The following is a 4,133-nucleotide window of genomic DNA, read 5'->3' as shown; positions in this document are numbered from 1 at the left end:
GCGCAGTTTCGGCCGCTATGTGGGTCACCGCGGTCTAACCACGTTACCGATTCGGCTCCTAGCGGGGAGTTTTGTCGAGTTTTTCGGGATACCGTGCACGCCCATGTTTGGGGATATAGCCAAGGTCGCGAAGATGTGTGGCGTAGATTTAGAAGAGCGGGACATGCCCCTTCGCGGGCACTGGCACAGGTCAAATAGCAAATTCCATGTGGTCTTAAGACCAAAAGATTCCGAGTTCCGTCGGATGTTCACTCTGCTGCATGAGATTCGGGAGATTATTCACTCGATTTGCCGGGAGACTGACCGAAAACTAAGTGCCAAATGCCCAGAATGGCAGGCCGAGACATTCGCTAGTGCTGTGATAACAGGTGCGGGGCTGGTAGAACTATCGCAATACGGGACGGTCTTAGTTAGATTGAAGGGCAAATCCTGGTGGTCGACGGTGCTTCTATGGATTTGGGCGAATTTACTTCGGTCACTATTATTCTCCGAGTGGCGGGACGAGATATGGGAGGTGCTAAATCAGAGGCAGGTGAAAGTCTCAAACGAGTTACTGCGGTGTTCGTTTCCGAACACATTTCTATTCGAGTATGTCGGAGCGGTGATGAACCTCAAGCCATCATGGGCAAGTCGCCAAATTCCCTCGTGGGTGTGGCCTGCCGAAATCGGATTCTCGAGCAGACTTAGGCTTGAGTTGTTTATCCGCGGGAACGACTGCGCGACGATGAAACGTAAGCATCAAAACTTACCCATCTAAAAAACTGGAGAAAGGAGACAAAAATGAAAGGGAATATTAGAAAACGAGGGAAAGGAGATAACTCAAATGCCAATTAGAAAAAGGTCAAAGGAAAGCTGGGAGATTTACCTTGATAGCGGCTTAGACCCAGTAACAGGTCAGCGCAAGAGGCACTATGAAACTCTCAAGGGGAGCAAGAAGCTAGCGAAACAGCGGTTGGCTGAATTGGAGGTCAGTATTGGGGAGGGGAGTTTTATTAAACCAAAGCGGATTACTTTTGGTGAGTGGTTGGGCAACTGGCTCAGTGGCTATGTGGCAACGAGTTGTGGCATCAGGACAGTGCAAAGTTACCAGTCTGAGGTGAGGCGTCATCTTATCCCAGCCTTAGGAGCAATACCACTGACCCAGCTTCAACCGCAGCAGCTTCAGAACTACTACAGCCAAGCTCTCACTAAGGGTCGCATTGATGGAAAAGGCGGCCTCTCCGCTCGAACTGTCCTGTATCACCACCGTATCCTTTCTGAGGCATTAAGTCATGCTGTCAAGATGGGATTCTTGATTCGGAATGTAGCTGAAGCGGCAGACCCCCCTCACCCTGAGCGAAAGGAGATGGCAACCCTATCCCCCGAAGATGTCCCCCAATTCCTGGAGGCGGCTCAAGAGACCCCTTACTATGCGTTGTTTTATACAGCCCTGTACACGGGGATGCGCCTAGGGGAGCTGCTGGGATTACGCTGGTGTGATGTTGACCTCGATATGGCTTCTCTTTCTGTAGTTCAGGCGTTGTATAAGCGCTCCGGGGTTTGCAAAATGTTAAGGCCAAAGAGTTCTCACAGCCGGCGCCGGATAGCATTGTCGCCCTCTCTGGCACTACTACTACGTGAGTATAAAGCCGAGGAACAGACACGAAGGATCTTACTGGGAAAGCTTCCAGCCGATAGTGACCTCGTATTCAGTCACCTTGATGGTAAGCCTCTAGACCCTGGCGTAGTCAGTCATACCTTTGCCAAAGTTCTCAAGAAAGCCGGCCTGCCTCATATCCGTTTTCACGACCTCAGGCATAGTCATGCTACCATCTTGCTAAAAGGTGGCGTACACCCTAAAATAGTAAGCGAAAGGCTAGGGCACGCCAGCATTGGCATTACCCTTGATACCTATAGCCATGTCTTGCCGGGGTTACAAGAGAGAGCCGCCGAGCACTTTGACAACCTGGTTACAAGAGAAAATGGTGGCAAAATGGTGGCAAGGGGTTCTAACCCAGATACGATGGGCCGCTAGCTCAACTGGCAGAGCAGCTGACTCTTAATCAGCAGGTTACAGGTTCGATTCCTGTGCGGCTCACCACCCTCATCTGAGGTCTTCCAAAACGCCGAAATATTCCGAATCACCAAGTCACTTTTTATCTCACGTTCCATCATTTCGACACGCAGATACTAACATATTTACTGGATAATTGCTAGGAAAAAAACAATATTTCATTTACGCTGAAAAATAATTATTACCGGCCGAGTTTTACCGTTTTAAATTATTATCAGCAGGGTCAACGGAATTTCATCGAAGACACGTTGTATCAGGTCGATCTATCGGTAAGACGCTGGAATGCCACTGTGAGTAGGTTTACGGCTCTCGAAACATAGCGACGGCTTAATGAAGAACGCTCTAGACCAACTTGAGAAGCGATATCTATTATTTTCATCTTCGGGAAATACGTGAGCACTGCCTTGGTTTTATCCTCCATATCGTATTTCAGAACTTCCTCAAGAGCTTTCTTTAAGAGTGCTTGTAGAGCTAATCCACTCCCTATAGTTCTTCCACCGTGTTCACTGGCCGCGAGTTTTTGTATTGTTGGCAATTGTGCTAGCCAGCTTTTTTCAAGTTCCTCTGTATCATATAAGTGACCCCAAACACTGCGTACCTCTTTATTCCAATCCTCAATAGATTTTGGGCCCCGTTTACTTTTACTATTTTTCAGGCGACGCGGTATGCGAAAATGAGGTAACGGCTCTGGAAATATGACTTCTTCGACGTTTTTTAGTGGCCCATCAGGAATTTGACTCAGGAGTTTATTAAGAACTTCGGGATCAATCTCCACGTCTCCTTGGGATAAATTGTCTTTTTTATTGTCGTCGCGAGGTGTTTGAGTCATCAATAAATGTTCTCCAATTATTGATGCGATTATAACATGGCCTTCAGGTAATTTGTATTTAGTGATGTACGTACCTAATAGTGACAGTTTCCGACAGAATATGCCCAGAAGATATGGTAAAACCGGGAGGGATATTTTTATCGTCCCATAGATACAATGATTCAGCCTTTGTTACAGGATTTTGGTTTAACTAGGCTGTACGTGCTTTACTCTTGAAATAGCCTCAATTATACATTTCAAGCAATTGTTATCTACTGTGGACTAACTTTATGACTGGGCCAGTCTTTAGCAGCCAAGCCACCGTATTGACGGATTAGTTGAGGCCAGAAAGGCGTTCACTCGCTCTCTATCCTCACATCCAACACCGCGGGTCTCCCGAGGTGAACCTGGTCAAGAGCGTCTTTCAAGGCTGGCAGAACATCAGCCGGGTCTTCCACCAGCCGCCCGTAAGCACCGCAGGCTTCAGCAACTAAAACAGCCATCTCGTCTGTGAGCTTATCCTCGCCATACCCATCGTCACTTGGTCTGGAGACGGTACACCTTCACGGCAGTATCGTGGAACAGGGCGCCACGCTCCTGTGGCGTGAAGCCTTCAGAGATGTGCTTAAAGGCATTCCACAGAACGGTGTATGAGTAGGATATCTTATCGACCGGGAAATTACTCTCGAACATACAACGGTCTACGCCAAACTGCTCAATGCAATAGCGATAATAGGGTCCCATGGTCTCAGCTAGCTCGGTTGAATTTGGCGGGGTGGTCTGCTCATGCCAGCCAAAGCCACTGCGCGGCATCCCGAGCCCGCCCAGCTTCACAAACACGTTGGGGCAGGCAGCCAGCGCAGCAATCTCGCGCTGCCAATCGTGAAACACTTCCGCACTTTTCCCGGCATAGGGGCCAGTACCTAAGAGACCTCCAATATGGTTCAGGATGATGGTTATATCAGGGAAGGCTCTCGCCAGGTCCACCAATTCCGTCAACTGTGGGTGATATAACCAGGCATCAAAACTCAAGTCGTGCTTCTTCAGGCACGCAAATCCCTCTCGGAACTTCGGATCCAATAACAGCCCCTGGGGAGGCTTTCTGGTTGATACGATATCGGGACTCGCGTCCCAGGCGTTTATGTGGCGAATCCCGCGGAACCGGCTCTTGCTGGCCGCTATGTGTGCTTCCAACACCGGTATTACCGCAGCACCTAAAGTGAGATCGGCGAAGCTCACGATCCCAGCAGCGACGTCGGTCAACCCGTATTG

Annotated in this window: 4 protein-coding genes and 1 tRNA gene; 2 read left to right on the top strand and 3 right to left on the bottom strand. The window is 49.1% G+C overall.

Translation table 11 applies throughout. The annotated features are described in order from the left end of the window. Positions 1-823 precede the first annotated feature (823 nt). Entirely contained in the window at positions 824-2,014 is a 1,191-nt protein-coding gene (locus tag KKD83_04325) for a site-specific integrase (GenBank protein ID MBU2535378.1), read from the top strand. Further along, positions 2,005-2,080 (top strand) — tRNA-Lys (locus tag KKD83_04320). The genes KKD83_04325 and KKD83_04320 overlap by 10 nt, the downstream gene beginning before the upstream one ends. Before the next feature lie 226 nt (positions 2,081-2,306). On the opposite strand, the gene KKD83_04315 is transcribed toward KKD83_04320, so the two are convergent. The 3 genes from KKD83_04315 to KKD83_04305 all read right to left on the bottom strand — a co-directional run. Further along, a complete protein-coding gene (locus KKD83_04315; GenBank protein MBU2535377.1) occupies positions 2,307-2,882 on the bottom strand; it encodes a hypothetical protein in 576 nt (191 codons plus the stop codon). A 335-nt stretch (positions 2,883-3,217) separates the two neighbouring features. After that, positions 3,218-3,364 carry a hypothetical protein gene (locus KKD83_04310; GenBank protein ID MBU2535376.1) on the bottom strand — a complete coding sequence of 49 codons (147 nt, stop codon included), beginning with the start codon at positions 3,362-3,364 and terminating at the stop codon, positions 3,218-3,220. Positions 3,365-3,398: 34 nt separating this feature from the next. After that, positions 3,399-4,133, bottom strand: a 735-nt coding sequence (locus KKD83_04305; protein ID MBU2535375.1) for an amidohydrolase family protein, incomplete at its 5' end; no start/stop codon positions are given.

Source organism: Chloroflexota bacterium (assembly GCA_018829775.1).
Taxonomy (GTDB): domain Bacteria; phylum Chloroflexota; class Dehalococcoidia; order Dehalococcoidales; family RBG-16-60-22; genus E44-bin89.
The sequence above is the reverse complement of the archived record's forward strand: the minus strand, read 5'-3'. Positions and strand labels throughout refer to the sequence as shown.

Bases quoted from the DNA above. Each gene is read 5' to 3' on its own strand.
- KKD83_04325 (MBU2535378.1), top strand. From the start codon at position 824: ATGCCAATTAGAAAAAGGTCAAAGGAAAGCTGGGAGATTTACCTTGAT.
- KKD83_04315 (MBU2535377.1), bottom strand. From the start codon at position 2,882: ATGACTCAAACACCTCGCGACGACAATAAAAAAGACAATTTATCCCAA.
- KKD83_04310 (MBU2535376.1), bottom strand. From the start codon at position 3,364: ATGGCTGTTTTAGTTGCTGAAGCCTGCGGTGCTTACGGGCGGCTGGTG.